Consider the following 25,354-nt stretch of genomic DNA (forward strand, 5'->3'; position numbering starts at 1 on the left):
AACCTTAGAATATATACATAAAATAAAACAAAATGCACAAAATCAGGAGGATACAAATGCCCGGAATTACTGCGTTAACCATATTGTTAACAATCTATGCGACTGGTGAGATGATTGCAAAAAAGACAAAAGCAGTCTTTTCAACCGTTCTTGGAATTGCAATGCTGCTGTTGGCCGGATTTTGGACCGGTATCCTGCCGGAAACGATTTTTTCAGACTGTGGTGCAGATAAGTTCGGCAATGTAATTGCAGGAATATTGATCACATCCCTGGGTACTACCATTGATTTTGAGGAATTGAAACGTCAGTGGAAAGTGGTTTTGGTATCCCTTATGGGAGTATTGGGTGCAGTTGCCGGATTTATTGCAGCGGGCTGTCTATTTGGAATGAGGGAAATGGCAATTGCGGGAGCACCTGTTTTCGCAGGAGGAAGCGCAGCTACCCTGATCATGACAACAGCCTTGAAAGACCGTTCTATGGAGCTGGCCAGCACGTTTTGTATTGTACTGTATGTGATGCAGAAATTTATCGGTGTTCCGGTAGCTTCTCATTTCCTGAGAATAGAGGCCCGAAACTTTAGAAAAATCACGGAAAACATCCAGCTTTACAGAAATAAAACAAAAGAAGAGGAAAAGGTATTGGAATTGCAAAGCGGCAAAAAGCTTCTAAACCTCCCCCGATCATTTACAAGACCCTCGGTATTTTTGGCAAAGCTGGCAGCCTCCGCCATGATCTCCTACTATCTTGCGGAAATGACTGGCGGCGCAGTCCATTATTTTGTAATGTGTCTTATGATAGGGATCCTTTTGTTTTCTTTGGGATTTTTGGACAAATTTATACTTCAAAAGACACAGGCAAATGGAGTGATTACCTTTCTTGTCACTATTATTATTTTTTCTAACCTGGCATCTACAACTCCGGCACAGATGTTGGAAGTGCTTGAACCCTTAGTTATTTTATCTTTGAGCGGAGTATCGGGAGTGGCCGCGGCGGGTATGGCCGGGGCAAGGATTTTCCGCATGGGTACGGGGTTGGCTATTTCACTGGGAATCAGCTGCACATTTGGTTTTCCCACCACCATGCTGATGCCTCAGGAGGTTGCGCAGGCGATTGGTGAAACAGAGGAGGAGAAAGCGGCAATTGAAAATTATCTGCTCCCTAAAATGTTAACTGCAGGACTTGTGACCGTTACCATTGTATCGGTTTTAATTGCAGGAGTTGCAGTCAATTCCCTGTAAACCGAATACTGAAAAATAAAAAATAAAGAAGATATGCGGGAGGAAAAAGGTATGCAGCAGATATATGAAGCAGTTAGAAAGAGCGTATATGAGAGCCGTGAGAATATGCAGGCGCTGTTGGAGCGCATTGTAAATATTGACAGCGGTTCCAGAAATATCCGGGGTGTTGAAGAAGTATGCGGGGTGTTGAAGCGGGAGATGGAGGATATTGGTATGACTGTCAGGGTAATTCCATCCGGCGGAGCCGGTCCTGTCCTGGTTGGCGAGTGGTGCATGGATGCCTCTAAAAAACCGCTTCTGTTTATCGGACATATGGACACGGTATTTAAGGACGGAACAGCTGAGATAAATCCGTTTAAAATCGATAAAAAGGGACTGGCTCATGGTCCTGGTGTTCTGGATATGAAGGCAGGGCTTGTCATTGCGCTTTACGCAGTCAGGGCATTAAGGGATGCAGGATATAGGGAGCGCCCTATTAAGTGCATCTTTATGGGGGACGAGGAAAATCTGCATATGTTTTCCAATGCAAAAAATATTATGCTATCAGAACTGGGAGAAGCAGAAGCTGCATTTAATTTTGAGACTGGCTATGTGGATGACGGCCTGGTTGTGGGCAGAAACGGCGGCGGGATTATTGATATCGTAATAAAAGGTGTGCCGGTACATTCCGGGATCTCGCCGGAAAAAGGAAGAAGCGCGGTGGCAGAAATGGCTTATAAAATTATTGAAATTGAGTCCAAGAGAGACCTTGAGCGTGGTAAGCTGATCAACTGTGGTATGGTTAGCGGCGGTATAGGGGAGAACACGGTTCCGGGAGAGGCAAAAATAAGCATTGGCATTCGTTTCCCGACCACCGCAATCCGGGATGAAATACTGGAGGATATCAAATCAGCTGCCGCGCATGTACATATTGCAGATACCACTGCAAAAATGCAGGTACGGATGTTAATGGAATGTATGGAGACCACGGATGGTGTGAGGAAACTGTTTGAACATGTAAATAATACCGCGGCAGAATGTGGATACGGAGACCTCCATGCCTTTTCTGTGGGAGGCGTATCGGATTCCGGCATCTGTGTCTCCAATGGAGTGCCAACTGTTTGTGCAATGGGAGTAAAGGGAGAAGGGAATCATACAATGGATGAGTATGCAGTAGTGGACAGTTTGTTTGAAAGAACCGTTTTGGCCGGCTGCGCTGCATATACATTATAAAAGCAGGAGGAAGAAAGAATGGGAGATGTAAAAAAGGAGCTGGAACAGGCAGCCACAAAACCGAAGGTTGGAATCGGGGCATGGATTTCTCTGGTTATCCTGATCATAATTTTGTCAGGTGCATTCAGAACCAGTGAATCCGCATTAAAAGTTATGGACTTTACAAACCTGTGCGGAAGCTTTGGTCAAATTGGAGATACAGGGGCCAACTTTATCGGAAAAGGCGGAATGGGTGCAAAGGACGGATTTATGGCCGGTTTAAACCTGATTCCGGCGGTTATGTTCTTCTGCGGGATTATGGGAGTGTTTGAACAGTTGGGAGCATTTAAGGCATCAGATATTCTGTTCAGGCCCATACTAAAGCCGATGTTGAATATTCCGGGCAAATGCGGTGTTGCTTTTATCAGCAGCTTTACGGGATCGGATGTAGCTGCGGTTATGACCAAAGAGCTTGCGGACAGCGGTGATTTGACAGATAATGAAAGAACTGTATTTGTGGCTTACCAATATGCCGGTTCTGCCTGCATTAATAATACCATTACCGGAGGAGCGCCTTTGATCGCCATTTGCCCAGTGGCGCTGGGACCGGTTATTGTGATTGAGTTTGTATGCAAGCTCATTGGAGCCAATTTAGTTCGTCTGATTCTTAAGGTTTCGCAGAAAAAGGGGGCGTAAAAATGGAAAAAGCGATAGAAAAAACAGTAAAGCCTTCGATTGTGGATACATTTTTAAAAGGCTGTGGAAAAGGATTTAAAGTTGGGATTGAAAACATTACTCCAGCGATGATCCTTGGCTATACATTAGTTTATATTCTTCAGGTAACAGGGCTGATGACATTTCTCGGTCGTATATTTGCACCGGTCATGGGGGTGTTCGGGCTTCCGGGGGAGGCATTTGCAGTATTGATATCAGCATTTTTTGCTAAGGCATCCGGATGTGCAACCGCAGCAACTATGTATGCGGATGGCGTACTGACTCTGGGACAGGCTTCTATGCTGCTGCCTGCCTGTATCCTCATGGGAACGCTCATTGGGCACTACGCAAGAATCGTTCTGGTGGCGGGAACAAACAAAAAATGGCATACACTGCTATTGATCATTCCTTTATTTGACGCAGCCCTGTCATTGATCATTATGCGTGTAATCCTGACGGCAATGGGGATCACATAAGGAGGTAGATATGAACAGGGAGACAGCGCTTGTACTGCAGAATACAGGAATGCTATTAATTATTGTCGTAATGCTGACAGATTCATTTTTATATGCACTCACTAGAGAATTTATTATTGTCTGTGCATTGATATCTGCAGTCCTTATGATAATTGGCATAAGTATACTGAAAAAAGAACTTAGATGTTAAGGCGCCAACGCCTTATTCTTAACTAATGTCATGTTATTTATTAAAAGTCACTATGAAGATCCGGATGCCCTGGAAGAGGACGCGGATGTGATCAAACTCATTTGTGAGACTGCGAAAGAATGCGGGCCGGAATACGACTATGGAAAGATCCATGAAAGACTGTCAGAACGCACATAAGATCTAACGCCTATAACATTTTAATCACACTTAAATCCATAGGAAACAGCGGATACAGATCATATAAACATAATCTGCATCCGCTGTTTTTTGTTCTTCATGCGCATGAAAGCCGATCATATAGGGGATACGCAGCTTTATGCAGGCAGAAGGAGGGGCCGGGGTATTCTGCATTCAAAAGGAGCATCAATCCAGCACTACATTCACTTTCATATAATTGCCGGGATTCTTCTCAATGTCAATGATCGTCTCCGGCGTCTCATCCATGGTCACGACCTTGGTAAGGATCTTTCTCACATCCACCTTGCCGGTATAGATCAGGTCGATCGCCTCCTCGAACTCGCCTGCGCTGGTGCGGGCGCCGCGGATGTCCACCTCCTTGCGGGTGATGGCATCGGTTGGCAGAGGAGTTTCCTTCTTGGGCCATCCGGTGAGGGTGATGCGGCCTGCGTTGGCAACAATGTCCAGGGTGGAGCGGACAGCGGCATTGGCGCCGGAGCACTCCATCACCAGTTCAGCCATACGGCCATCGGTGTATTCAGACACCTTTCCGGCCATATCCTCCCTGGCGGAGTTGATGGTATATTTAACGCCCAGCTCCCTTGCAAACTCCAGACGCTCATCCACCACATCGATCACAATGGGCTCTGCGCCGTAAGCAATGGCTGACATGGCTGCCAGCAGTCCGATGGGACCTGCGCCAATGATGGCCACGTGCTCTCCTGCGGCCAGATTTCCTCTGTGGATACCATGAAGGGCAATGGTCAAAGGCTCAGCCATGGGCGCGATATCCCAGGGCATATCCTCCGGCAGCTTCCACAGCATATCAGCCGGATGGGTCATATATTCCGCCATTCCGCCTTCCACATGCACGCCCAGCACTTTAAGGTCCGTGCAGCAGTTGGTGCGTCCGATGGAACAGGGATAGCATTTGCCGCAGTAAAGATACGGGTCCACAATCACATGGTCGCCAATCTTAATGCCGCGTCCGTTATCTTTTGGTATGGACAGCACTTCACCCACGATCTCATGACCAATGATTCTTGGAAATGACACAAGGGGATTGGTGCCTCTGAATGCCCCGATATCGCTTCCGCAAATGCCTGCCGCTCTTACCCGAACCAGCGCCCGGCCTTCTTTTGGCTCCGGCTTCTCAATATCAATACACTGAACCTTCCATGGTTCCTCAAATTTAATAGCCTTCACGGTTTATTTCCTCCTGTTTTTACACAACGTGATATCATACCGGCATTATCAGCCGCCCAGATATGCCTTCTTAATATCATCTGAATCCATCAGCACCTTGCTGTCTCCGCTGGCAACCAGGTTCCCCACCTCCAGGACATAGGTCCTGTTGGAAATGGACATGGCCATAAACGCATTCTGTTCCACAATTGCAATGGGTATATTCCTTACTTTATTAACGCGCACGATCACGTCAAACATATCGTCCACAATCACAGGCGCCAGTCCCAGGCTGGGCTCGTCCAACATCAGAAGCTCCGGGTCCGACATCAGTCCCCTGGCAATGGCCAGCATCTGCTGCTCGCCGCCTGACATGGAACCGGCCTTCTGCTTTGCACGCTCCTTAAGCCTTGGGAAAATATCATACTGCTCTTCCAGATGGCGGTCCATGTCCGGCTTGGACATTTTAACGGAATAAGCCCCCATTTCCAGGTTCTCCTGCACGGTCATGTTGGGAAATATTTCACGCCCCTCCGGCACATACACGATCTTATGGCCCACCACCTTGTGGGAAGGCAGGCCGCTGATAACCTGTCCGTTGTACTCAATGGTCCCCTTCTTCGGCTTGTTGATGCCCATGATGGATTTCATTAGGGTTGTCTTGCCTGCCCCGTTGGCTCCGATGATGGAGACGATCTCATTGTCGCCCACCTCAATGGATACGTCAAACAGAGCCTGGACCTTGCCATAATATACGTCAATTCCATTTACCTTAAGCATGTGCAGCCCCCCTTGCCATGTTCTGCTTATACCGGTCGCCCAGGTAAGCCTTGATAACCACCGGATCCTGCTGGATCTCCTCCGGCGTGCCCTCGGCGATCTTTGCGCCGAAGTTGATAACCGTAATATAATTGCTGATGTTCATAATAACATCCATGTTATGCTCGATCAGGAAAATGTCGATGCCGGAATCAAATACCTTCAGCATGATATTCACAAATTCCACGCGCTCGGACGGGTTCAGACCGGCTGCCGGCTCATCTAAAAACAACAGCTTGGGGTCTGACATCAGAGAGCGGGCCAGCTCGGTGAGCTTCTGCTTTCCATAAGGCATGTTGGCCGGAAATTCATTGGCCAGATCCTTAAGCCCGATAAACTCCAGGATGGAGTCAGCCTTTTCACTCACCAGCTTCTCCTCCTTTGCCGCTGCCCCGAAGTTGAATATGAACGGGAAGAAGCCCTGCTTCATATCCATCATGCTGCCCATCATCAGGTTCTCCTTTACGGTCATGGAACGGTACAGCTTCAGGTTCTGGAAGGTACGGCTGCAGCGTGTCTGGGCGATCTGGTGCGCGCTCATACCGCTGATCTTGGTGCCCTCATGATAGATCTCACCTTCGGTCAGGGGCAGAAGTCCGGTTATCATATTGATGGCCGTGGATTTGCCCGCGCCGTTTGGTCCGATCAGGGCGTGGATGGTGCGCTCTTTCATATCAAGGGACAGGTCATTGACCGCAACCAGTCCAGAGAAACGTTTTGTAACATTTTTTAAGGTTAAAACAGATTTTCCTTCCCTGTTATCAGACATTTGCCTGCCCTCCTTTCGCCGCTTTCTCCGCTGACCGCTTGATCCTGAACAGGGATACGATCCCGTTTGGCAGGAAGATAACGAACAGCAGGGTGATAATGGAAAATACAAGCCAGTAATAGTTCTCCATGAACCGCAGGAACTCAGGTACCAGGGTGACCAGGATCGCCCCAAGTACATTGCCGGGCACGGAACCAATACCGCCGATCACCAGCATAACTACATAGTTAATTGAAAATTCCAGGTTGTAGGCGCTAGGGTTGATAAAGCCCACATAGTGTGCATACAGGCTGCCTGCAATGGTGGCGTAGATGGCCGCCAGTGTAAAGGCCATGATCTTGATGTTGGCAATGTTGACGCCCCCTGCCTCAACCGCGTCCGGGTTGTCCTTAACAGCCAGGAAGGAACGCCCCCACTTGGAGTTAACGATCCGGTACGCATTGAATATAAGCAGCACCGCGATCACCAGGTACAGGTAATAGATCTCCTTGTTACTCTGGAACTTGAAGCCGAAGATGGAGAAGGTGGGGATGCCTGTGACGCCCAGGGCACCTCCTGTCAGTCCTGTCAGGTTGGTCATCAGGATCCTGACAATTTCCGAAAACCCAATGGTGGTCAGGGCCAGGTATACGCCTGACACACGCAGGGACGGATATCCAAGTCCCATGCCGATCAGACATCCCATGCCAACGGCTGCAACCAGGCAGATCCAAGGATTGATCCCCAGCTTGGTGGCCAGCAGTGAGGAGGTGTAGGCGCCCATGGAAAAGATGCCTGCGGTTCCAAGGTTCATCTGGCCTGTAAGACCTGTTATAAAGTTAAGTCCCACTACAATGATGATATTGATGAGTACCTGTATCATCAGATTTAAGTGGTAGTTATTGGTTATGAACATAGGGAGAATCGCTGCCAGAGCAATCGCTGCCAATGCAATGATCATTGCTGATTTATTCTTTTTCATAGCTCTCCTCCTTATCTCCTGTTTCCTAAGATTCCTGAAGGCTTAATCAACAGGAAGATGATCAGCAGCACAAAGGACAGGCAGTCCTTATAAACAGACGGGATGATCATGCTTCCAAAGATTTCCACAACCCCCAGGAGGATGCCGCCTACAATGGCGCCCGGAAGGTATCCAAACCCGCCGATCACGCCTGATGCAAAGCCCTTCAGGCCTATCATGGATGACATCTGCAGCTCTACGTTAAAAATCGGTATAACCAGAACGCCGATGGTGGCGCAGATCAGGGCTGACAGGCCAACTGTAAATGCAATGTTCATGGGAACATTGATGCCCATAAGGGACGCGGCTGTCTTGTTCTCAGACACGCAGCGCATAGCCTTTCCCATTTTGGTGGTCTTAAAGAAGATCTGAAGGCCTGCCGTGATGATGGAACACACAACAATGATCACAATGTGTGCCTTGGACACTACGATGGGGCCCAGGTGAAAAGAGCCCCTAAGGAAGTTGTCCAGGGTAAACGGCAGCGGTCCCCAGATCAGTCGTACACATTCCGTGATGATCCTGCCAAGTATAACGGTTCCAATTACAGCAAATAAATTCGTTGATAATCTGCTCAGGGGGTTAAAGATCGCAAATGCGCTTACCATACCAAGCAGGAACATGGTAAGGACCGTGCACAGGATTGCCAGTACCGGCGGGAGCCCTAAGCTCAATACATAGGAGCCTGCAAACATATAGGCGCCAAAGAGAATGAATTTATCATGGCTGAAATTAAGGAGCCCGGTTGAATTCCATATAAGCGTGTACTCAATACCTACCAGGGCATAGATGAAGCCCATGGCAACACCGGTAATAAGCAGCTGTACAAATACCTGCATATGTAAACCTCCTTGTTATAAGCACGTAGCGGCTGTTTTTTAGCCGCTTACGTGCGATACATGTCACCGGCACTTAGCGGGGTATCCCACAAGCTTAGTGCAGCGGCCCGTTATCCCCCATTAATCAAGGGATATCTGCTGTGTTACGTTCATATTCTTCTCGCCGTCAAATTCCAGGATGTACAGGTTGGTGTTCATCTCGCCCTGGGCACTGCAGTTCAGCTTGCCGAATACGGCGTCAAAGTCCTTTGTCTCGGACAGCGCTTTCCTGATATCCTCCGGTTTGTCGGATCCGGCCCTGTCAATGGCATCTGCTGCAAGATATGCTGCCGTGTAGTACATTGCCGCGTATCTCTCCACATCCTCACCCCAGCGAGCATGGAAATCATCCAGGAATTTTTTCATAGCTTCATTGGACTCATCTGCGTAGAAGTCAGTGGATGCATAGGTGCCTTCCAGCTGCTTTGCATCACACAGGTCATAGGTCTGGGACTGTGCAAGTGCGTTTGGTCCAACGTGTGGGATATCGCCCATACCCAGCTCGTCCAGCTGACGTACGATCAGGGCCGCCTCAGCGTCATGGGAAAAATCAAACACAACATCCGGTCCCCATCCCTTGATCTTGGAAAGCTGGGAGGTCAGGTCCTTGTCGCCTGAGGTAAATCCTTCGGAATAATACTCAATGCCGTTGTCCGCACAGTACTGCTTGGTCGCTCCGTCAGCAGCCACGCCATAGTCATCTGTATCATACAGGGCGCCGATCTTCTTTGCTCCAAACTTGTCCTTTGCAAACTCTACCATAGCTGGTCCCACTGCTCCGTCAGATACGGAAATCCGGAAGAAATATGGATTCTCAGCTTCCAGAAGCTTTGGTGATGTAGCTGCTGAGATAAAGGGAACGCCTGCTTTTCTGTAAAGTTCCTGTGTTGCAGATGCCATTGGGGAGGTGTGGGGTCCGATGGAGACAGATACGTTCTCACCCAAAATCTTGTTAACCGCGTTAACAGCTCCGGTTGGTGTCCCCGTATCATCTACCAGCACCATCTCAAGGGGTCTGCCGCCCAGCACGCCGCCGTTTGCATTGATCTCTTCAAATGCCATTGTAATGGCCTGTTTCATACGGATGCCGCCGGCTGCCATGGGTCCTGTCACCATGTTGGAAACACCTACCTTAATGGGGTCTCCGGTTGCTGTGGACTGGGCTGCCGATCCCGCTGCCGCCGACTCTCCTCCGGCCGGTGCCGCCGCCTGCTTGCCCGGTGAATTGCTGCATCCTGCCAGTGATGATACCGCCATACATGCTGCCAGTGTTACGCCTAAGATTTTTTTCATGTTTTTCTTCATGTTTGAATCCTCCTCTTCTTATCTCCCTGTCTTCTTAATACTATTATTAAGAATCTTAACGATATATTAACGTATATGTAATATATCTTTGTGCCGATAATATACTATTTTTCAGTTACAAATGCAATATTAAATATTTTTTTAACGATACTTTTGTTACATTTCACGTTTATTTGAATTTATATTTGTGTATTTTGACCGTTAAGGTTTGTTAACATCCTATTGACATACTGTATTATTATATATTATAGGCCGTTGTCTCACTTGACAGATTAACAAATACAGCGATATACTATTGGAAAGCAAAACTTAACGATTATATAACTTAATATATTACTCAAATTGTGGTATTAATATATGTATACTGCCAAAGGAGACTTGAATATGGACTATTTCACTCAAAGGCCGGGGGAAACTGCCCGTGAATACGCGCAGAGGTATCTTCTATACCAGATTATCAACCTTAATTTTGAACCGGGACAGAAGATATCAGATATGGAGATATCAAAAGAACTGAACATAAGCAGGACACCGGTGCGGGAGGCTATCCTTTCCCTTACCAATGGACAGCTGATCGAAAGCTATCCCCAGCGCGGGATCTTTGTGTCCCTGATCAATTCGGAAATCGTGGAACAGGTGTGCACCATGCGCAGGATGATCGAGGGGCCTTTGGCCGAGATGAGCTGCGGCCTTATCTCCCAAAGCAACCTGGACAATCTCTATGACACCATCACACTCCAGAAAGATTATGCTTCCGGAGGCCCCAGGGAAAATTTTGAGAAGTTCCTGTCCCTGGACATCGCCTTTCACAAGGAATTTTACGATATATGCAGCATGTCCTTTATCTATGATACCATGCAGAATGTAATGCCCCACTTTGACCGCCAGCGAAAACTAAGCTACCATATCGCAATCTCCGACCGTGTTATCAGTGAACACCTGGCTATCTGCAAAGCCCTGGAAAACCGGGATGCCAAGGAGGCAGGAAAGGCAATGGTGGAACACATATCCACAGCCCTTGTTGACCAGAACATATTAAAGAAAAAATTCCCGGACTATTTCCTGTAGGAGACAAACACATATCAATGCAGGGACCAAGACCAAGATTGCGGTCAACATAATGACCCCTATGCAAAAAGCTTCCCAGCGTATATGCCGGTACGGCATCTATGCTTTGGGAAGCTTTTGATTTCTAATATATTTAATTCGAGTAACAGTTCGATATAATATATTACTTTTCCGCAGATACAGGTATCTCCTTGGTCACGATCACGTCCGTATCATATCCCAGAAGAGTATGGATGACCACGGTTCCTGCTTCCACAGGAGCAGTGAGGGTACATTTCCTAATTTCAGCCATGGCATCAAATATACGGCATTTGGGAATAGGGGATGTCAGCCGTACGCTTGCAAGGGGCAGGATCCCTCCCTTTACAAGGACAGACGTGGCAATATTGCGCTGGGGATCCTTTAATTCCTGTTCCACATATGCGCTGCCCTTTTTACAGGCAGCCCCTTCAATGGAGAGGATCTCCACATCCCCATTCTCTTTTTCCCCTATTTCAGCCCTGATCTCACACCCGTTAGGGCAGATGATACATGTAAATTCTCTCAGCATTCCACACACACCTCCAGATCTCCGGCCGCTGTAAGTTTATCCGGGTCAATGGTCATCTGGATCATCTCTGCCGGTATGGCCTTTTTCATTTTCTTTGCAGCAATCTCCACACCATCCTGGCGCACAACGATCCGGCATTCCTTTATGGGGCGGTTAACACGCATGGACAGCTTAAATCCGCGGGTTCCGCTGACGCGCTGGGGAACGGTATGGTTTATATTCCTGTCCGTCCTTATTTCAACCGGGCAGTCGGGAAGCGTTCCCTCCCTGATATATTCCGCTGCAGAGTCAGCCAGAGCCTCAGCCTCCATGGACACAAAATCTACCAGGTCATGGACATGGAGAACATTGCCCGCGGCAAAGATACCTTCCACATTGGTCTGGAAATATTCATCCACCAGCGCTCCCTTGGTCCTGCCATCCAGGGTTACACCTGCATCCAATGACAATTCATTTTCAGGGATCAGGCCCACTGAGAGGATCAGCGTATCACAGCTGTATTCCTTTTCCGTGCCCGGAATGGGTTTAAAATGTTCATCCACCCGGGAGATGGTCACACCCGTAAGACGCTCATTTCCATGGATCGCAGTAACCGTGTGGCTCAGGTACAGCGGAATGTTATAGTCATTCAGGCACTGTTCAATGTTGCGGGGAAGGCCGCTGGGGTATGGCTGGATCTCAAACACAGCCTGGACATGGGCGCCCTCAAGGGTCAGACGTCTGGCCATGATCATGCCGATATCACCGGAGCCTAGTATCACCACTTCCCTGGCAGGCATGATGTTATAAAGGTTGATATATGCCTGGGCAACACCTGCGGTGAACACGCCGGTGGGGCGTTCCCCCGGGATTCCCAGCGCTCCCCTTGTCCTCTCCCTGCAGCCCATGGTGAGAATGACTGCTCCGGCCTTCCACTGTCTTAAACCGTCACGGGTGGCCGCTGTCACCAGCTTTGTGTCCGTCACTTCCAGTACGGCGGCATCCGTAATATAGGGGATCTGAAGCTCATTTACCTCATCAATAAAACGCTTTGCGTACTCAGGCCCGCTGAGTGTTGTTTTAAACCGGGTAAGGCCAAAGCCATCATGGATGCACTGGCGAAGGATCCCTCCCAGCTGTTTTTCCCTTTCCACGATCAGAATACTGCGGATTCCCCTGTGATACAGCTGGACCGCGGCAGCCAGACCCGCGGGGCCGCCTCCCACAATAAGGACGTCCACCGACTCGGTTCTGATTTGGTTCGTGGGGGTATCTGTGTTTTTATTCATCTGCTCATCCATATCCTACACCTCCTGCCTGACTTTACCGAAAAACATCTGAGAGCCTTTTCCAGCATACTGCACTTCCGTTTCTTTTTTGCCCAGTTCTTCCTCTATCATCTGCGCGATCCGCATCTGGCAGTAGCCGCCCTGGCAGCGCCCCATCATGGAGCGTGTTCTGTACTTGATGCCTGCCATGGTGCCCACACCCAGGGGATTATGGATCGCGGCAAGGATTTCAGCCCTGGTCACCTTTTCACAACGGCAGATCACTTCGCCGTAGTCAGGGTTCTCCCGTATCAGCCGGTTCTGTTCTTCCTTTGTCAGCTCCTCGAACCTTGTGATCCCCCTGCGCACAGGCTGGAAGTCAGGGTTGGGCTCCAGCTTCTCCCGCTCCGCCATCAGTCCGATGGCATACCGCGCAATCGGCACCGCGGTGGTCAGTCCCGGGGATTCAATGCCCACCAGGTTGATGGCCCTGGGAGCAATCTCATCCCGGATCTCTATCCTGAAATCCTGTATCGCCCCATTGTCATCCACCCACTTGGGAAGGATGCCGGAATAGTTGCGGATATAGTCCTGCTTGCGGATGCAGGGCCACAGGCCGGAGGCACTCTCCGCCAGGTAATCCATATTTTCCTGGGGAACGCCATAGTATGTAAAATCAGTCACCATATCCGCATTCGGCCCGATGATCACATTGCCGTCCGTGGTATTGGTAACATGGATCCCCATATAAGTATTGCTGGGCACCGGATAAACGGGCATGGGAAGCAACGGCCCGGTCCTCTTGTCCAGTATGATATAGTCGCCTTTGGAGCCAATGATCTTATAGCCTTTGATTCCCAGCAGATCGGAAATATGGCCGCAGCCTAGTCCGGCGCTGTTCACCACCCAGCGCGTATGGAACACTCCATGGGACGTGGTAAGACCATAAATGCCGTCATCATCACGCTCAATAGCAGTTACCTGGTGGTCAAAATAGTAATCCACTCCATTGACATGGGCGTTCTCAGCCAGGGCAATGGTGTAGTTAAAGGGGTCCACGATTCCGCTGTTATGTGAAAACATGGCAAACTCCCCCACCACTGCGGGAACCAGCTCATGAAGGCGTTCCTTATCGACCAGCTCCAGCCCGGAGGCCCCGTTTGCCTCGCCCTGCTTTATGGTGCGCTTCAGGGTATCCATATCCTCCTGGGTGTTCCCTACCAATACCTTGCCGCAGCGGATGAATTTAAAATCCAGCTCCTTTGCAAGTTGTCCCATGATTTTGTTTCCTTCCACACAGAGCTTTGCTTTCAGTGAGCCTGTATCATATGCAAACCCCCCGTGGACCACGCCGGAATTGCGCCCGCTGGTCTCATAGCACACATCCAGGTTTTTCTCCAGAACGCCTATCTTCAGGTCATATCTGGACATTTCCCTGGCAATGGCACTTCCCACCACACCGCCGCCGATAATGAGTACATCATATAGCTGTTTCATGCCGCTGTTTCCTCCTTGTTATGGCACTTTGCGTCTGTCTGTCAGAACGCTTTTAATTCATCCCATGAATATAATCTATTTTTATCATATGTATTGAGTTTAGTCAATAGGAAATTGTAATTAATCAAAATTCATGGGATGACTAGGCATCCATATCAAGAGCACTTAATCTCATCAAACAATTCCTTTCTCAGGACATACTTTCATAAAGGATGAACTGCAAATGCCTGATCTCGGTCCAGCATAAACGGCCGGTAATACCCGGTAAGGCAGGATAAGGGCAATACTTCCTGATGCAGGATGAGCCCCAATTCCGCCTTCATATAGCTCCTCCTATCCTCTATCCGTTTCCACACATCCGGATAATATTCCTTAAGCTGGTGTCTCAACTCCTCGTCCGCCAGAGCGATCCCGCTTTCGGCCCCGGCCCCTCCATAGCCCGGAACACTGGGAATAATATCTGCCTGCAGCAGCATACCGCTCTTAAGTATCTGGTTTGATCCCTTCCACACAGGAGATGAAAGCCATTCCTCATCAGCAGTCAAATGCCCCGGGTTCAGGCTCCATCCATACACCTCCTTAGGCAGTACGGTTTCTATCAGCTGGTACAGCTCCCCTCCGCTCATTCCGATCCTGATCTGTTCCAGCCATGCCGCCATAGCCCCGTAATAAGGAGCTGCCACACGTTCCAGATAATCCCTGGCCGCGGCGGGAAGCTCCTCCTTGCAGCTTACCGCATATCCGGCCCGGCTGGTAAGACCCCCCTTAAAACCCGTTGTTAAGGATATTTTGTCACCTATTTTTATCCGTTTCCTCCCCGGGTAAAGGGATGCGCCCTGGAACCGCTCACCGGTTGCGCTGATCGACACTACACTGTTTGGCTGCCCCCAGATCTTCAGGCAGTTTCCAACCTCCATTTCACTCCTTCCCGGCTCTACCTGGTTCATACCATCCAGGACACATTGACCGGAAAGAGCTGAACCGAATTCATAATGTGCGATCTCATTGCAATTGTTCACAGTGCGGACCCCATGGCCGGGATGGATAAAAATATCTGTCTTATTTATGATCTGCGTTTTTGCTCCGGCCAGCTTTTTAAGCGCGGCGATAATATAATACGGAACATCAAACATCTCCTCCTGACCGGAGCCATTTTCTTTAAACAGCTTCCATCCCACAATCCCTATCCGTTTTGCTTCAGCAACCCCTGCTTTGATAAGCCCGTCCTCGATTGAAAGCCCTTTGTCTGATGGTTGATCGGGCAGTGAAAATCCCGGTACATGGATTGCCTGGGCCGGTATCCTGGAATGACCGGACATTTTCATGTTTTCGTTTCCCAGCAGCATGAAGGCCGGATCCCTGCGGTGGATCACCAGCAGCGCCTCCTCAAATCGAGGAAGAAAACCCGTAAGATATTCAAAATTAGAGCCATGCTCTAAATCCCCATAAATCATTAGGCAGTCTATCTGTTCCCATTCCATGGCGCAGAATATGTTTTTCCGTCTCTCCGCCATGGTGGAATCAGAAAGGGGAACCGGATCCAAGCGTTCTTCATTTGGCTGCCTCACATTTTTTAACACCATATTTTTCTGATTATACCGCTCCAAACCAAATCCCCTTTCTTTACATGATGTGCAATCATACATCTTCCATCTTAAATTCCGGCCCTTTCATAGACCTTCCTCATCCTATGTCCTGCGTCCGCCAAAACGGCCTCCTCATCCAGCGTCAGCACCTGCCTGTCCTTCATGACCAGTCTTCCGTCAATTATGGAATCGCTGACATCACTGCCATAAGCCGTCTCCGCCACAGTGTAGGCCAGATTGCTGGTAGGTTCCAAATGGGGGGCATGGGTATGGATCAATATAAGATCCGCCTTTGCCCCTGCTTCTACAACCCCCTTTACCCCCTCCATCCGCATGACGGCAGCGCCTCCCATGGTTGCCATCCTCAAAATATCGTGATTGGGCAGTGCTGTGGAGTCAAATACAGGAAGCCCCCATGCAGCAGTCAATCCGGTCCGGATGGTTTTCATTTCCTCAAATATGCTGATATCATCCCTGGCAGCCCCATCGCTTCCCAGTCCTACGGTTACCCCTCGGTTTAACAGCTGGGGAGTCTTGGGGAACCCCTGACAGCAGAAATTAGCTCTGGGACAATGGACCACCTTCATACCGCTGTCCGCCATCAAAGGTATCTCCCTGTCCGCAACAGCCACACAGTGGGCCGCGACCACGTTTTTCCCAAGGACTCCTATCTTATGCAGGTATTCCACCGGCCTTAAATGATACTGCTCCAGACAATAGACCACCTCGTCCTTATGTTCGGCCAAATGTAAATGTATCCCTGTGTTTAACTCCTTTGCCCGCGCCCCTGTCATGCGAATCAGTTCATCGGAGCAGGAAATGATCTGGCGCAGTCCAAACCAGACAGCCAGCCTGCCGTCTCCTTTCCCATTGTAATTCCTGTACAGTTCCTCTGTCCTTTGGATGCATGTTTTTGCGGAATCCTTCATGGAGGACGGTATCATGTCCCCCTTATCCATGGTGGAACGGCTTAAAGCCGCCCTCATTCCGGATTCCAGCACCACCTCAGCCACCTGTTCCATATAGGTACCGCCGGCATCCGCAAAGGATGTTGTTCCTGACTTGATCATCTGCAGGCATGCAAGCCTGGCGCTGGCCGCCACATCCTCCTCTGTAAGGCTGCTCTCAAAGGGTACCAGGAATCTGGTCCAGATCATGGGAAATTCATCGGAGATCCTGCCTCTGAGCAGCTGCTGGCACACGTGGGTGTGTCCATCCGTAAGCCCGGGCATTACAAGCTTTCCCCGCCCATCCAGCACCGTGATCCCCTGGTATCTTTCTTCCATCTCCTTTGTTTCCCCCACCTCCAGCACCATGGAGTGGTCAATGGCCACTGCCATGTGCTCAGGCGTGGAATAATCTTGTGTCATAACGGTACAATCCTTGATCAAAATATCGCATTTCATATTTGTCTCCTCCTTGCTATCCTTTCACCATGCCGCTTGCAATACTCTTTTCCACTTTTTCCTGGGCCAGAAGGTAGATGGTGACCGTGGGTACCAATGATATCATGATGGCCGCAAAGATTACTGAGTACAATACCCCAAAATCTCCTTTCAGGCTTAAAAGTGCCACGGATATAGTCCTTAAATTTTTGTCATTGATCAGGACATTGGCAATGGGCAGTTCGTTGTATGTAAACAGGAACGTGATAATCGCACAGGTTGCCATGGCGGGTTTGGCCACCGGTATGATGACCAGCATGACGATCTTGGTCAAGCTGCACCCATCGATCATCGCGGCCTCATCCAGATCCGAGGGTATTCCCTCGATATAATTCTTCATGATAAAAAATACAAGCGCCATATTTAATCCGGCATATATGATGGTCAGCGTCCACAGGTGGTTCTTCAGACCCAAACTGCTCACCATCTGCACAATGGGTACAATGGCACTTTGTATGGGGATCATAAGGGCCGCGATCAACAGGCCGGAAAACGCGGATGCAAAGGGAACCTTTTTTCTTGCCGTCACATAGCCCGCCATGGTACAAAACAGCAGCATGATCGCAATGGCGCTGATGGATACAAGAAGCGAATTGGCTGTGGCCCTCAGGATACCGGCCATTTTCTGGGCCATTACATAATTTTCAAAGACCGGCTGGAATGTGGGTACCAGAAATGCGCTGAATATCTGGCTGTTATCCTTAAAGGACGAAATAAATGTAAAATACAGCGGAAACGCCGCCGCCATGAACCATACTGACGCCGCTGACCAATACAGTATTTTTCCAGGTGTTACCTTCTTTTTCATAATCCCCATCCTTTCTCAGTCCCTCTGGCGGAACACCAGATTGACAACAAATGAAAATGCCAGGCAGATAAGAACCACCACCACCGCAATAGAATCCGCATATCCCAGGCGGCTGTACGTAAAAGCATTGTTGTAAAGCAGGGTGTTGGGAACCTCTGTGGCCCCGCCAGGCCCGCCTGATGTCAGGCCCATTACCAGGTCGAACATTTTAAATGCCCCTGTAAATACAAATACCAGCACGATCTTAAACGTGGACTTCATCATAGGGAGCGTAATATAACGCAGCTTTTGAAAACTGCTCACCCCATCAATCTGGGCCGCCTCATAGATCTCATCCGGTATAGCTGCCAGCCCAGATGAAAACACGATCATCTGAAAGCCCGCATCGCACCACATATAGATCAGGCATACTGCCGGCATGGCTGTGGAATAATTTCCCAGGATATTCACCCCACGGATGCCCAATTCTTTTAAAAGCACGGTGACAGGTCCCATCTTTGGATAGAGGATAAATGTAAACATCAGGCTGATTGCAATCCGGTTGATGACCACGGGCATGAAATAAAACGTCTTAAACAAGCGCAGTCCCCTGAACCTCTGATTGATAACCGTGGCCAGAAAAAAGGCTATGGGGATCGTCAGGATCACTCCGGTGCCTGCCAGCATAAACACATTTTTAAACGCGGTGGCTGTCTGATAATCGTGAAAAAAGGTCCTGTAATTCTCAAGCCCCACAAAGCGGTACGCCTGCTGCTTGATCCCGTTCCATTCAAAAAAAGAAGTATAAAATGTGCTGCATACCGGAAACACAATAACTGCCCCATATAGAAGAAGGGCCGGAAGGAGGAGCAGTATCCCTTCCGGCGAATATTTTTTGCCATTTATACGAAACCTCATATGGCAGCTCCTTTCCTAACGCAGTGCCCTTTAAAGAGCTACCGCCCTTCCTTTGAATACTGCTCCGCCAGGGTCTTGCACACTTCTTCAGGACTTCTGCCCACAAACAGGGACTGAAATTCCGTTCTTGTTGTGTCCACCAGACTGGCATTATTCAGATATGCCGTAAACTCATCCGTGGATGCCGATCTCTTTGAAAATTCCTCCATAAAGCTGCCTACCACATTTTTGGCCTTGGAAAGATCAAAATCAAAATCCACAGGGAATGCCCCGCCGCCGTTGCGTTCCGCATAGCCCTTGAATGTATCGGCTGAAAGCATAAATGACAGCAGTCTGCAGGCAGCATCATACTCCGGTGTCCCAGGTTTTGAGGAAATCATAAATCCTTCGCTGGCGCTGGCGATCCAAATATCCTTATTCTCAGGCTTATCACTGAAGGAAGGAAAATTCACGCACACAATATCATCTGAAAATTCCATCTGCTGGAACCGGTCAAAATGGTACGCTGCCGTATACATCATAGCCACCTGCTTTTGTTCAAACAGTGAGATGGTGTCCTGAACTTCAAATGAAACAGCGTCCGGATCCAGCACTCCCTCATCGATAAAGGTCTTAAACTGTTTTGCAATGGACATTCCTTCTTCACCGTCCCACTTAATTGCGGCGTCCGCCAATTGATCACGGAATTGTATACCGTACATCATGCAGGACAGTGCGCTTATGAACCGCCCCACCTCTGCTTTGCTCTTGGCCGCCACACCAAAGGGAACGATCCCTGCCTCATTCAATACAGGCGCCATGGCTTCAATTTCTTCCCAGGTTCTTGGTACCTGAGTGATCCCATGTTCTTTCAGCAATCCGGTATTTACAAATACCTGCCCTGTATTTAGCGCATTGGGAACACCATAGACCTTGCCGCCAAAAGTAAATGCTTCCAGCATCTCATCCGAAGACGGGCCTGTCCAATCAGGCGATTTCACCACCTCAGTCAGGTCTGCCACCAAACCGTTTTCAACCCACTGGGCCAGAGGAAACCCATTATTAGCAATAAACAGGTCCGGCAGGTCTCCTGAAGCAACTCCGGCATTAATCTTTGCCTTAAAAGCTTCCGAGTCATCACCAATGGAAATATCCTCGATCTCGATGTTTGGGTTTTCCTCACGAAACTGGTTTAACTTTTCAATGTAGTAACCGGCCCTTACCAATTCCGGGTTTACAAAACGGGATAGATACGTTATCTTTACCGTTTCATTCTTTGATTCTTCTTTTTTAGATCCCTCCTTCTTAGATTCCCCTTCTTTTGATTCCTCCTTCACTGCTTCTGTTGTGACTTTTTGCTCCTGTCCTCCAGATGCCCCGCATCCGGTTAAAAGTCCTGCCGCCAAGGCGGCTGCCATTACCAGTGATAACCCCTTTTTCATTAGCTTCTCCTCCTCGTTTTTCTATCTGAATTTATTCTATCATCTATATTCTCTATTACCATGGAGGCGCTTTCTCTATTCTTTGTATTTTTTTGCAGTTATTCTCCTTTTTTTCGCTCATTATCTTCCCCCTCCCCATTTATTCTCAATATATTTATACTTTCTTGTCTTTTTTGTATTTTTTTGTCTGGTTATCTCCAGAAAATTGACAATATTATTTTTATTATAGTATGATAGGACTGTATTAGGAAAGGAGATTTTAATGGCTCTGTTCAGAAAAACCTCATTGCGTTTCCGTCTCAATCTATTCTGTATGGCGATCAACCTTATCATTATCATCTGTATTGCTGCAGGCATAGGTTTTATCAGCAACCGGATGCTGAGACAGAAATCCGTTGCATCCCTGGAACAGCAAGCCACCTTGGCATCGGAACGGCTGGATGCACTGTTGGACCGTGTTGAGAATGCATCCCTACATTTTGTTGTCAATGAGGCATATAAGGAGACATATGAAACCCAAAAAAATTCAGATTATTATGACTCCTATCTCTATTCCACTACCATAACCAGCCATCTGCTGGAGTTTTTAAGTGTTCAAAAAGATATCTACTCCATAGCGTTTTTTACATATGACGGAAAGAGCTTTTACCGCGCCTTTAATGAAGAAAGCGGTTTAAAAACCTCTCCCGGCCAGGAAAGGCTGATTGAAACCTTTTTATCCGATGGGTATTCCCACCACTGGTATGTAATTCCCAGAGAAGGGGATCCCAGCTGTGCGGAGTTTGTATTTATCAGGAAAATGTATAATCTGGGCGGACACCTGCGCGGTATCCTGTCCCTGACCCTGGCGGAAAAAAGTGTAACCGGCCTTTTTCCCTCTGAGCTGTCCGGCGATGCCGCCTATGTCCTGCTGTTCCCCCAGGATCTCTACTCCCCCACTCCCCTGTCAGGAACCCCTGTCATACTGGATGACTCGCAGCTTATGGTCACCAAGCCCTATGACCGTCTCTCTGCCAACACTGCCACCCTGGTGTCCAAAGCTTCTGTTTACCGTGATTCCTATGTCCTTGTAACGGTTATAATATTTATTGGCATTGGAGCTTTGGTTCTGTCCTTCCTTGTATTCCATCAGGCAACCCGGTATTTTCTGGCACCGCTGGAGCTGATCGTAAGTAAGGTAAAGCTTCTATCCCAGGGAGATTACTCCACACGGATCCATGCAGCTTTTCATGATGAGCTCGGCTCCCTTGCCAATCAGATCGATCAGATGGCGGCTAATACAGAACATTTAATGGAACAGATCCGTACTTCTGAGGAACGGAAAAAAGAATATGAGGTGGCCTATCTCCAAATGCAGATGCGGCCTCATTTTCTTTATAATACATTGGAAAACCTGTGCGGCATGGTCGCCATCGGCGAGAATTCCACTGCTGTTTCCATGATCCATGATATCTCACAATTCTACCGGGCAGTCTTAAACCAGGGAGATTCCATCATTTCCCTAAAGGCGGAACTGGAGATTTCAGAACATTATATGCGCATCATGGACAAGCGCTATCCCGCTATGTTCACCTGGGACATTCAGGCAGAGGATCATGTAATGGACTGCTGCCTTCCCAAGCTTACCCTACAGCCTCTTCTGGAAAACTCCATTATTCATGCTTTTGCCTCTGCCCCTGACTTTTCCTCCGGCAGTATTCCGGGAAAGATTCTTATCTCATGTGTAAGGAAATCAGATAGGATCTGTCTGACTGTTATGGACAATGGATCCGGTATGACAAAGGAACAGCTGAACTGCCTTTCAGGGGAATCAGTCTCCCGGCCGGGCATCTCCTTTGGGATCCGCAGCATTGAAGAACGGCTTCGGCTGAACCTGGGGGACTCAGTCTCCATTTCCATCGATTCGGCGCCTGGAAAGGGGACTGTGATCTGTCTGCTGTTTCCTGTGGAAATGGCTGAGGACCACAGGAAAGATGAAAGGAAGATGGCTCATGATGTATCGTTTTTTAATCGTTGATGACGAATATTACATACGCCAGCATATCCGCTGCTGTATTCCATGGGAGAACTATGACTTTCAGTATGCAGGTGAAGCCTCCAGTGTATCCCAGGCCATGGAATTTCTGGAGCACAACGGGGTAGAGCTGATCCTGCTGGACATTTCCATGCCCGGACAGAGCGGCATGGATCTTCTAAAGCTTCTGGACGCAAAAAAGCGTCCTCATGTGATCATCCTCACAGGATTTGCCACCTTTGAATATGCCAGGGAAGCGTTAAAATACGGAGTAAGTGATTATCTCCTTAAGCCCATTAAACCGGAAACACTTACGGACGCCGTCATATCCCTTAAGGAAACCCTGGACCGTGAAAACAACCGCACAAAAGCTTTGCTGCAGCTGGAATGGACCAGTGCCGTCATAGAACAGGAAATACAGCGTAATTTTTTCCGAAGCCTTTATACAGGCCATGTCCCGGCCCGTGGGGAAGAACTGTTGGAAACATACGGCATACGCCCCTCATCCCGGTACATTGTCCTGATCCTTGATACAATTTCTAAAGACAAACAGAACAAGCATAACGGCCAAAAGCAGGCTGACCGGCTGGCCATGAACAACTGTGCCGAGCAGATTCTTTCCCCTTTTGGTTTTTATCTGATCACACCGGATGGTTACGGGCGTTCCGTTATTATTTTAGAAGGTCTCCCCTCCTCCATATCAGGCCAGGAACTGACAGATCTGGTGCAGAAACTGGTTAAGGAGCGTTTCCACCTATCCCTCCTGTCAGGCTATTCCATATCCGCATCGGGAAAAGCCGGTGATATCCTTGCCGCCTATCAGAACAGCCTTCAGTTTTTCTGGCTCCGCACGATTTATGGTGAAACCATTGATGTGAGCCAGGTTTTTATGCCCTCCCTCCCGGTTTTAGACAGCCTGACTGCCTTAAACAACCGGCTCAGACTGGACCTGTCCGGGAAGCAGGATACAGCCGTGCTCCGCGTTCTGGATAAGATTTTTCTTTTGATGAAAAAACATCTGTTTCCCATTCATGCCCTTGAATCTGAAATTGTATCCCTGATGGGAATCGCGATCCACCATGCAGCGGAGAGACACCTGGATATCCTGAGCAGCGAAAACGACTGGAACTCTCTGTCCTGCACGGATCTGATCCAATCCGGGCTCAGGCTGGAGGAAATAAAGGAAACATTTGCCCGCCTTTTTTCAGCTTTCATGCGCGACCAGGAACAGGGCGACCACCATTTCATTGAGGAAGTAGTCCTACAGTCCCAAAAGATCATTGACCGGGATTTTGCCAAGGCCTGTCTCAGCCTTAATACCATAGCGTCAGAACTGCTGATCAGCCCTTCTTACCTGAGCCGCAGTTTTACGAAAATACAGGGGATTTCCCTTACTTCTTACATTACCAAATGCAGAATGGAACATGCCAGAGATCTGCTGCAGCACACGGAGATGACCATTGCCCAGATTTCAGAGCAGTCCGGCTACAGTGACCTGTTTTACTTTTCCAAGCGTTTTAAGTCTTTCTGGGGGGTATCACCTTCCAGATACCGCCTTACCGGCGCATCGGACATGGAAGTAAATAAGGAGGATTGAGATGAAATACATGATTTTAAGCGTTGATACGGGAATAGATGATGCATTGGCCATCGCCTATGCCCTGGGGCAGGATCAATACAAACTTCTGGGAATTACCGCGTCCTATGGTATGGCTCCCTTAGAAAAAACCTACCGCAATACCTGCCGCCTTTTAAACATTCTGGGACATCCGGAAATCCCTGTTTATCCGGGAAGCACCGCACCGATACAGGGCATCCGCACTTACAATGGTGATTTTCACGGAATGGACGGGGCCGCCAACCTTTTAGGGGAACCTGAACAGAATGAAAGACCACCGGAACACAGTAAAAACAGCATCACATTTATAAGGGAATCCATTGCAAAATATGGCAGGGATCTGACACTTGTCACCACAGGACCGCTTACAGACCTTGCCAAAATCCTGGATGCTTCTCCATGCCTATGCCGCGAAATCGGACGGATTGTATCCATGGGAGGTGCTCTCACCTGCCCGGGCAATTCCTCCCCGGTGGCTGAGGCCAATATAAAGGCTGACGTGTCGGCTTCAAAAGCAGTGCTTGAGGCAGGACTTCCCCTTACTCTTATCGGCCTGGATGTGACCAGAAAAACTCTGCTTACACGCAGTGAGATTGACCGTTGGAATGACCTTGGTACGGAAGCCGGACATTTTTATTGCAAGCTCCTTTCCCATTACCTGGAAGAATATAACCGCTTTTATCCCTACTTACACGGATGTGCCCTTCATGATCCCCTGGCGGTTGCCGCTGCCTGTAATCCGCAGATTTTTACCATGCTTCCCTTTCATCTGACCGTGTGTACCGAAGGTCCTCTGACCGGCAGGATTACGGAAAATCTCATGGCGGATCCTGGGGAAAAGGAAACCATGGTGGCGCTGAAGGTGGATTCCCCCTACTACAATATATTTATGGTTAATATCCCTTACATCCAGTAAGGAATTATCCATCTTGTTGCTTAAGCTGTTAGAATGTAAGAGCAATCGGTATAGCGGATTCCTCCTTGGGCTTTGCGCCCGTAAATAAGTCTGCTAACCAGCTCTTCATTCGCAGCATTCGTTTTATGCAGGTTGAGCCGTCCTTTGGAATGCGTTCGTGTCACACCACAGTAGATTGAATGGGCAATGAGTAAAACTGGTATTGACCAATTGCTACCTAAGATAAAGGAGTGACATTTTTATGAGCATGAACGCAGTAGGTATTGATGTTTCCAAACGAAAGAGCACCGTGGCTATCCTACGTCCCGGCGGTGAAGTTGTCGCCAGTCCCTTTGATGTTCCCCC

General features: G+C 48.7%; 23 protein-coding genes. 9 read left to right on the plus strand and 14 right to left on the minus strand.

What is annotated here, in order from left to right:
• The first annotated feature begins 56 nt into the window (after window positions 1-56).
• The 5 genes from HMPREF9469_RS26760 to HMPREF9469_RS26780 are packed head-to-tail and all read left to right on the plus strand — an operon-like array spanning window position 57 to window position 3,809.
• Complete coding sequence (locus HMPREF9469_RS26760) at window positions 57-1,238, plus strand: hypothetical protein (protein WP_007869684.1); 1,182 nt, start codon at window positions 57-59, stop codon at window positions 1,236-1,238.
• Between the two features lie 51 nt (window positions 1,239-1,289).
• A complete protein-coding gene (locus tag HMPREF9469_RS26765) occupies window positions 1,290-2,450 on the plus strand; it encodes a M20/M25/M40 family metallo-hydrolase (protein WP_007869687.1) in 1,161 nt (386 codons plus the stop codon).
• Between the two features lie 18 nt (window positions 2,451-2,468).
• Window positions 2,469-3,125 carry a nucleoside recognition domain-containing protein gene (locus tag HMPREF9469_RS26770; RefSeq protein WP_007869704.1) on the plus strand — a complete coding sequence of 219 codons (657 nt, stop codon included), beginning with the start codon at window positions 2,469-2,471 and terminating at the stop codon, window positions 3,123-3,125.
• 2 nt (window positions 3,126-3,127) lie between these two features.
• On the plus strand, window positions 3,128-3,619 hold the full coding sequence (locus tag HMPREF9469_RS26775; RefSeq protein ID WP_007869738.1) for a nucleoside recognition domain-containing protein: 492 nt from the start codon (window positions 3,128-3,130) through the stop codon (window positions 3,617-3,619).
• Between the two features lie 10 nt (window positions 3,620-3,629).
• Complete coding sequence (locus tag HMPREF9469_RS26780; RefSeq protein ID WP_007869740.1) at window positions 3,630-3,809, plus strand: hypothetical protein; 180 nt, start codon at window positions 3,630-3,632, stop codon at window positions 3,807-3,809.
• Window positions 3,810-4,172: 363 nt separating this feature from the next.
• On the opposite strand, the gene HMPREF9469_RS26785 is transcribed toward HMPREF9469_RS26780, so the two are convergent.
• The 6 genes from HMPREF9469_RS26785 to HMPREF9469_RS26810 form a co-directional block, all read right to left on the minus strand.
• Entirely contained in the window at window positions 4,173-5,192 is a 1,020-nt protein-coding gene (locus HMPREF9469_RS26785; protein ID WP_007869742.1) for a zinc-binding alcohol dehydrogenase family protein, read from the minus strand.
• 48 nt (window positions 5,193-5,240) lie between these two features.
• Window positions 5,241-5,951, minus strand: coding sequence for an ABC transporter ATP-binding protein (locus HMPREF9469_RS26790; protein WP_007869744.1), 711 nt, complete (start codon window positions 5,949-5,951; stop codon window positions 5,241-5,243).
• Window positions 5,944-6,759, minus strand: coding sequence for an ABC transporter ATP-binding protein (locus HMPREF9469_RS26795; RefSeq protein ID WP_007869746.1), 816 nt, complete (start codon window positions 6,757-6,759; stop codon window positions 5,944-5,946). Before HMPREF9469_RS26795 ends, HMPREF9469_RS26790 begins: the two co-directional genes overlap by 8 nt.
• Window positions 6,752-7,720, minus strand: a complete 969-nt coding sequence (locus HMPREF9469_RS26800) for a branched-chain amino acid ABC transporter permease (protein WP_007869749.1) — start codon at window positions 7,718-7,720, stop codon at window positions 6,752-6,754. The genes HMPREF9469_RS26795 and HMPREF9469_RS26800 overlap by 8 nt, the downstream gene beginning before the upstream one ends.
• Before the next feature lie 11 nt (window positions 7,721-7,731).
• Window positions 7,732-8,598: a branched-chain amino acid ABC transporter permease gene (locus HMPREF9469_RS26805; RefSeq protein ID WP_007869751.1), complete on the minus strand. Its 867-nt coding sequence runs from the start codon at window positions 8,596-8,598 to the stop codon at window positions 7,732-7,734.
• Between the two features lie 120 nt (window positions 8,599-8,718).
• Window positions 8,719-9,942, minus strand: a complete 1,224-nt coding sequence (locus HMPREF9469_RS26810; protein ID WP_007869753.1) for an ABC transporter substrate-binding protein — start codon at window positions 9,940-9,942, stop codon at window positions 8,719-8,721.
• Window positions 9,943-10,326: 384 nt separating this feature from the next.
• Between HMPREF9469_RS26810 and HMPREF9469_RS26815 the strand changes: the two genes are divergently transcribed.
• A complete protein-coding gene (locus HMPREF9469_RS26815; protein ID WP_007869756.1) occupies window positions 10,327-11,010 on the plus strand; it encodes a GntR family transcriptional regulator in 684 nt (227 codons plus the stop codon).
• Window positions 11,011-11,173: 163 nt separating this feature from the next.
• Here the strand turns inward: HMPREF9469_RS26815 and HMPREF9469_RS26820 are convergent, their stop codons facing one another.
• The 8 genes from HMPREF9469_RS26820 to HMPREF9469_RS26855 form a co-directional block, all read right to left on the minus strand.
• The gene (locus tag HMPREF9469_RS26820) at window positions 11,174-11,560 is read right to left on the minus strand and encodes a DUF1667 domain-containing protein (protein ID WP_007869758.1); all 387 of its coding nucleotides are present in this window, start codon (window positions 11,558-11,560) and stop codon (window positions 11,174-11,176) included.
• Window positions 11,554-12,840: an NAD(P)/FAD-dependent oxidoreductase gene (locus tag HMPREF9469_RS26825; protein WP_007869761.1), complete on the minus strand. Its 1,287-nt coding sequence runs from the start codon at window positions 12,838-12,840 to the stop codon at window positions 11,554-11,556. Before HMPREF9469_RS26825 ends, HMPREF9469_RS26820 begins: the two co-directional genes overlap by 7 nt.
• Window positions 12,841-12,843: 3 nt before the next feature.
• Window positions 12,844-14,304: an NAD(P)/FAD-dependent oxidoreductase gene (locus tag HMPREF9469_RS26830; protein ID WP_007869764.1), complete on the minus strand. Its 1,461-nt coding sequence runs from the start codon at window positions 14,302-14,304 to the stop codon at window positions 12,844-12,846.
• A 203-nt stretch (window positions 14,305-14,507) separates the two neighbouring features.
• Complete coding sequence (locus tag HMPREF9469_RS26835) at window positions 14,508-15,911, minus strand: M24 family metallopeptidase (protein ID WP_007869765.1); 1,404 nt, start codon at window positions 15,909-15,911, stop codon at window positions 14,508-14,510.
• 47 nt (window positions 15,912-15,958) lie between these two features.
• Complete coding sequence (locus tag HMPREF9469_RS26840; protein ID WP_007869768.1) at window positions 15,959-17,296, minus strand: amidohydrolase; 1,338 nt, start codon at window positions 17,294-17,296, stop codon at window positions 15,959-15,961.
• A gap of 16 nt (window positions 17,297-17,312) precedes the next feature.
• Window positions 17,313-18,143, minus strand: a complete 831-nt coding sequence (locus HMPREF9469_RS26845) for a carbohydrate ABC transporter permease (protein ID WP_007869770.1) — start codon at window positions 18,141-18,143, stop codon at window positions 17,313-17,315.
• Window positions 18,144-18,158: 15 nt separating this feature from the next.
• Window positions 18,159-19,040, minus strand: coding sequence for a carbohydrate ABC transporter permease (locus HMPREF9469_RS26850; protein ID WP_007869773.1), 882 nt, complete (start codon window positions 19,038-19,040; stop codon window positions 18,159-18,161).
• 38 nt (window positions 19,041-19,078) lie between these two features.
• Window positions 19,079-20,461 (minus strand): ABC transporter substrate-binding protein, encoded by a 1,383-nt coding sequence (locus HMPREF9469_RS26855; protein WP_007869778.1) that lies wholly within the window; start codon window positions 20,459-20,461, stop codon window positions 19,079-19,081.
• Window positions 20,462-20,723: 262 nt separating this feature from the next.
• Here HMPREF9469_RS26855 and HMPREF9469_RS26860 point away from each other — a divergent pair, with 262 nt between their 5' ends.
• Genes HMPREF9469_RS26860 through HMPREF9469_RS26870 form a run of 3 tightly spaced genes read left to right on the plus strand, consistent with a single transcriptional unit; the run spans window position 20,724 to window position 25,009 of the window.
• Window positions 20,724-22,478 (plus strand): cache domain-containing sensor histidine kinase, encoded by a 1,755-nt coding sequence (locus HMPREF9469_RS26860; RefSeq protein ID WP_007869782.1) that lies wholly within the window; start codon window positions 20,724-20,726, stop codon window positions 22,476-22,478.
• Window positions 22,453-24,072 (plus strand): response regulator, encoded by a 1,620-nt coding sequence (locus HMPREF9469_RS26865; protein WP_007869785.1) that lies wholly within the window; start codon window positions 22,453-22,455, stop codon window positions 24,070-24,072. The genes HMPREF9469_RS26860 and HMPREF9469_RS26865 overlap by 26 nt, the downstream gene beginning before the upstream one ends.
• Window position 24,073: 1 nt before the next feature.
• On the plus strand, window positions 24,074-25,009 hold the full coding sequence (locus HMPREF9469_RS26870; RefSeq protein WP_007869788.1) for a nucleoside hydrolase: 936 nt from the start codon (window positions 24,074-24,076) through the stop codon (window positions 25,007-25,009).
• Window positions 25,010-25,354 lie beyond the last annotated feature (345 nt).

The sequence above is a fragment of the [Clostridium] citroniae WAL-17108 genome, assembly GCF_000233455.1.
GTDB classification, from domain to species: domain Bacteria; phylum Bacillota; class Clostridia; order Lachnospirales; family Lachnospiraceae; genus Enterocloster; species Enterocloster citroniae.